We start from the raw sequence: 5,522 nt of genomic DNA on the forward strand, positions 1-5,522 counted from the left end.
AAATAGAGAGTGGAATAACTAGCTACCTCGGGGTTTTATTGTCTTTTTCTCCTGTCTGGTAAATTTCTTAAATATTATAGCTTAGACTAGTTGCGGTTAAAAGCAGCTAAATTGCAGCGTTTAAAGCATAAAAACGCCAATACTAAAAATAAATACTGACTAGGGCCTTTTTTGCTTTTTTCGCTTGGTAAATTTCTTAAGCATAAGGGTTACACCAACTTTCGTTATCAAACAAGATACATAATAAATTGCTAAACCTCTAATCGTAGGGAAACTTTTTAATTTACTATTGAGATTTATTATAAGATTTTATTGACTTCTCTAAAAATTTTGTTTACAGAGCTTAGTAACTCAGTTATTCCTTGCGGAAAGCCGAGGTGCATTTGCTTCAAGTTTCAAGTGCTTTAACACCCCAAAATAATAGAAATGGTGCTGAATAAAGAATTTTATATTGGTTACAAGTAGTATAATTTATGATTATTTTCTGTAATATGTAAATTACATATGCTGCTACAGGCATTAAAAGTTAGTTAATAAAGTATAGTGTATTATATAAAATATAAGGCAGGTCTTTATACTTACAGATGAGTAAATTTGTCATAAAGTTTAATAGTGTCTGTTACTGCTAATAACCCTCTAGCCTCACACCTAAAAGCAGTAACAGACACTATTAAACTTATTATAGAACTTACTTAAAGTAAATACTTAACTAAAAATATTATAATATTTTAACTTAAAATAGATTCATGTAAATGCTTTTTCCCCTAAATTAGTACTATACTATTATACTTATCAAATGCTAAAAAATTATTAATCATTGCTAATCTCTGTTTGCATAGTAAGTTTATATATACTATTATACGGTATGTCACTTAGTTTTACAGCAAACAAGTATGATAAAGTTATTTGTATTATTGATAATGTTTTACTCGAGTATATCAGCTGCTTCTGCTCCTACCTCCTGGCAATTTGGATTTCCTTCTCCTGCAACTGAGGTAATGGAAGTTGTAGTTAAGTCACATTCGTTTGTGATGAGTATAATGGTTGCAATAATGCTTCTCGTATGGGCACTGCTTGCTTATGTAGTATTTCGCTTTCGTAAGAGCAAAGTGAAGGATATAAGTAAGACAAGTCATAATATCCTTTTGGAAATCGTCTGGTTTGTTATACCAACGATTATTGTTGGAATATTGGCCTTTAAAAACGCTGAATTAATTAAGCTGCAGGAAAAGGTACCAAAGGCTGACATAACACTGAAAGTTATTGGTCATCAATGGTATTGGAGCTATCAATATCCAGAATATCAAGGTGTGTCGTTTGACAGCTATATTAAGGGAAAAGATGACTTTAGCGAAGGAGATTTGAAACTATTCTCTGTTGACAATAATGTTGTTTTGCCTATCAATACTAACGTTCGTTTACAAGTGACGGCAGGAGATGTGATACACAGTTGGGGAATACCAGCTTTCGGTATAAAAATTGATGCAATACCAGGAAGACTAAATGAAGCATGGTTTAATGTCAAAAAGCCTGGTATTTATTATGGGCAATGTTATGAATTGTGTGGTCAAGGTCATGGATTTATGCCAATTGTTGTTGAGGCAGTAAGTAAAGAAGATTTTAATAAGTGGATCGAAAATAAAAAATTAGTGAGTTAAATTGGAAGTATAGATATGAGTGATGTACCAAAAGGTATAAAGCGTTGGCTATTTTCTACTAACCATAAAGACATAGGAACGCTGTACATTATTTTCTCCATACTAGCTGGAATTATTGGTGGATTATTATCAGTGGTTATTCGTACTCAACTAATGCACATTAATATACTTAACAATAACTATCAATTATATAACGTGATGGTTACAGGGCATGCGGTAATAATGGTGTTTTTTATGATAATGCCAGCACTAATGGGAGGGTTTGGTAATTGGCTCGTACCTCTTATGATTGGTGCACCAGATATGGCATTTCCCCGTATGAATAATTTAAGTTTTTGGTTGTTAGTATCATCTTTTATTTTACTTGTCCTTTCAGCATTTGCTGGCGAAGGTCCTGGAACAGGTTGGACTTTATATCCACCTCTGTCACAAGTCATGTCCCATCCAAGTGCAGGAGTTGACCTTGCCATACTTGCACTCCATATTGCTGGTATGTCATCGATTGTTGGAGCGATCAATTTTATAGTTACTATATTTAACATGCGTGCAAAGGGTATGTCATTAACTAAGATGCCACTATTTGTTTGGTCTGTTTTATTAACGTCATTCATGCTAATTGTTGCTTTACCGGTGCTTGCTGGTGCTATAACTATGCTGCTCACTGATCGCAACATTGGTACTTCCTTTTTTGATCCTGCCGGAGGTGGTGACCCTGTATTGTTTCAACATCTATTTTGGTTTTTTGGTCATCCGGAAGTTTACATAATTATTTTTCCTGCGTTTGGTATCATAAGCCAAATCGTGTCAACTTTTTCTCATAGGTCGATATTTGGTTATATGGGAATGGTCTATGCAATGATAGGCATAGCAGTGTTTGGCTTTATGGTTTGGGCTCACCATATGTTTACTGTTGGGCTTAGTGAAGATGCTGCCATATTTTTTAGCACCAGCACAATTTTCATTGGTGTTATAACTGGTGTTAAAGTCTTTAGCTGGATTGCAACTATGTGGGGTGGAGCGATTGAGCTTAAAACCCCTATGTTATTTGCACTAGGTTTTATTTTTATGTTCGTTGGCGGTGGCATAACCGGAATAATTCTGTCTCAAGGTGGAATAGATAAGCTTTTGCACGATACCTATTATGTTGTTGCTCACTTTCACTATGTCATGTCACTTGCTGCAATATTCGGAGCCTTCGCTGGCTTTTATTATTGGATAGGTAAAATGTCGGGTAAACAGTATAATGAGTGCCTGGGAAAAATACATTTTTGGCTTACTTTTATTAGTACCAATATCACTTTCTTACCTCAGCATTTTCTAGGATTAGCTGGTATGCCAAGGCGTATACCCGACTATCCAGATGCATTCATTCCTTGGAATTATGTGTCCTCAATTGGTTCATATATGTCCTTCATTTCAGTTATGCTTTTTGTGTTTATAGTTGTACACCTCTTCAGATGGGGCAAGAAAGCTGGAAATAATCCTTGGGGAAGTGATACTTTGGAGTGGACAATATCTTCACCACCACCTTTTCATGCTTTCGAAAAACCGCCAGTGGTGAAATAGAATGTATACAAGTACTTTGTTAAATGTTGAATCAACAATATTGGATTTTTGGCGTTTGCTAAAGCCAAGGATAATGTATCTTGTAGTATTTACTGCAGTTGCTGGGATGGTTGCTGCACCAGGTAGTATTCATCCTTTTCTTGCACTAATATCTCTTGTATGTGTTGCTCTTGGTTCAGGATCCGCAGGTGCCATAAATATGTGGTACGATAGGGACATAGATCTTCTCATGGAAAGAACAAAAGATCGTCCTATACCTTCAGGTAGAGTTTCTGCAGAGAGCGCGCTCGAATTTGGTATAACCCTTGGAGTATTGTCGGTATTTATTATGGCAATAGCAGTGAACTATATTTCCGCTGCTTTGCTTGCAGTTAGTATATTATTTTACGTTTTCATATACACAATTTGGCTCAAAAGACGCACTCCGCAAAATATTGTTATCGGCGGTGCATCAGGTGCTTTTCCTCCAATGATTGGTTGGGCAATTGTGACTAACTCTGTAAGTTGGGAAAGTTTTATTCTATTTCTAATAATTTTTATGTGGACTCCACCACACTTTTGGGCTCTATCCTTAAATAAGTCCGAAGACTATATAAAAGCGTCGATTCCAATGTTCAATGTTATTTATGGCCCAGAGAAAACAAGAAAACATATATTAATTTACAGTGTGTTGCTGGTGCTAACTAGCTTACTTCCAGCACTGTTTTTGAAAAAGGCTCTATTTTACCTAAGTCTGGCAATCCTTGAGGGTTGCATTTTTATTTGGTATGCTGTATCTATTATAAGGCTCAAAAATCATAGCTCACAGAAAAAAATGTTTTCTTATTCAATTTCTTATCTATTTTTTCTGTTTACTAGTATTATTTTTTGTTCTACTGATTTGTTTTAGCTATGAAAGAACGGCAGAAACATAAAAACTATTTTTTGTTTTTCCTTCTAATAGTGTTCGTTGTTGCGCTTTTCTTTGTTTCTATAATAAAATTTAAGGGTACAGCTTAAATGCCTTGTATCCATGTGCTTCATTGAAATTGTGCTTTCGTAAAAGCAGCTATATACTTTATTAATTCATATAATTAAGGATGAATAAAAAGGAAGTGACAATATATACGGATGGAGCGTGCCTTGGTAATCCTGGAGCAGGAGGATGGGCGGCAATTATACTATTTCAAAATCATAGAAAGGATGTTTATGGTAGGAAAGAAAATACCACAAACAATAAAATGGAGTTAACAGCAGTGATCAATGGACTGAAGGCGTTAAAATTTTCTTGTAATATTAATTTATATACGGATAGTTTCTATGTCAAACATGGTATAACAGAGTGGATAAATAAGTGGAAAGTGAATGGCTGGAAGACAAGTAGTAAAAAATCAGTAAAAAATATGGAGTTGTGGAAAGAATTGGATAACATTGCTTTACAACACAAGATTAATTGGAGGTGGGTTAAAGCTCACAATGGCGATAAATATAATGAGGAGGCTGATAGTTTAGCAAGAAAAGCAATAATCGATGCTTAAAAAAATCACCATATTATTTTCTATAGTTTTATTATTTACGCTCTGCTTCTTTATCTTTTTCAAAGATAAGGGTCCTTTGGAAGTTAATATTAGTTATGTCAATTTTTACTTAAAGAATAAGATATCGAAAGCATTTGCCAACTCAAACGTCAATATGGAGAGTACTTTAGTTATTTGGCAAAGAGATGGCATAGATCCATATCTAGTCATTACAGATTTAAAAATAGTGAATCCTGGCTTTACTATAAAAGTTCCTAACCTTTTTGTGCATTTTAAGTTCAGTTCTTTGTTACAAACCAGTGTAAATTTCTCTCAAGTCTCGGCTGATAATGTTTATGTGCATATCAACCAGGAAAAAGACGACTTCAAGGCAGTTGATTTTAATTCGAAAAATTTTTTGAAAGCAGTAAGGAAATTCTTTTTTGGCTTAAATGCGGGTTCAAAGATTGAAATTACTAACATTGCTATCAATAAAAGCACGGAAGGTGAATTTTTCATTGATAAAGCATATGCAGGGAAGGGGGAAGATTTCAATGTTTTGGATATTCGTGTCCATACAAAAGAAGATAAAGGATTTCTAGATGATTTATCCATTACGATAAAAAACCGCAATAATTTACTAAATTTGTATGGAACATTCTATAACCTAAAGTTAGGGCTATTTAACGAGTTTTCTACACTAGTTAAAAGTTACAATTTGGACAGAGAAATAGGGTTCAAAGGAAACTTTTCAATGAGAATTAATGGAAAGGATGAAGTTGTAGATGGAAACATATACATA

General features: G+C 34.3%; 4 protein-coding genes and 1 pseudogene. All 5 read left to right on the forward strand.

Features of this window, described 5'->3' with window-relative positions; translation table 11 throughout:
• Positions 1 to 893: 893 nt before the first annotated feature.
• Positions 894 to 1,658 carry a cytochrome c oxidase subunit II gene (coxB, locus tag DM84_RS04630; protein WP_250778704.1) on the forward strand — a complete coding sequence of 255 codons (765 nt, stop codon included), beginning with the start codon at positions 894 to 896 and terminating at the stop codon, positions 1,656 to 1,658.
• A gap of 15 nt (positions 1,659 to 1,673) precedes the next feature.
• Positions 1,674 to 3,224, forward strand: a complete 1,551-nt coding sequence (gene ctaD / locus DM84_RS04635; protein ID WP_250778705.1) for a cytochrome c oxidase subunit I — start codon at positions 1,674 to 1,676, stop codon at positions 3,222 to 3,224.
• Between the two features lies 1 nt (position 3,225).
• Complete coding sequence (locus DM84_RS04640; protein WP_250778706.1) at positions 3,226 to 4,113, forward strand: heme o synthase; 888 nt, start codon at positions 3,226 to 3,228, stop codon at positions 4,111 to 4,113.
• Positions 4,114 to 4,303: 190 nt separating this feature from the next.
• Positions 4,304 to 4,741 carry a ribonuclease HI gene (gene rnhA / locus DM84_RS04645; protein WP_250778707.1) on the forward strand — a complete coding sequence of 146 codons (438 nt, stop codon included), beginning with the start codon at positions 4,304 to 4,306 and terminating at the stop codon, positions 4,739 to 4,741.
• Positions 4,734 to 5,522, forward strand: a pseudogene (locus DM84_RS04650) (hypothetical protein); the annotation flags it as partial. The gene rnhA and the pseudogene DM84_RS04650, both read left to right, overlap by 8 nt.

The sequence above is a fragment of the Wolbachia pipientis genome (assembly GCF_023661085.1).
Classification (GTDB): domain Bacteria; phylum Pseudomonadota; class Alphaproteobacteria; order Rickettsiales; family Anaplasmataceae; genus Wolbachia.

Coding starts and splice junctions, on each gene's coding strand:
- coxB (WP_250778704.1), top strand. CDS start 894: ATGATAAAGTTATTTGTATTATTGATAATGTTTTACTCGAGTATATCA.
- ctaD (WP_250778705.1), top strand. CDS start 1,674: ATGAGTGATGTACCAAAAGGTATAAAGCGTTGGCTATTTTCTACTAAC.
- DM84_RS04640 (WP_250778706.1), top strand. CDS start 3,226: ATGTATACAAGTACTTTGTTAAATGTTGAATCAACAATATTGGATTTT.
- rnhA (WP_250778707.1), top strand. CDS start 4,304: ATGAATAAAAAGGAAGTGACAATATATACGGATGGAGCGTGCCTTGGT.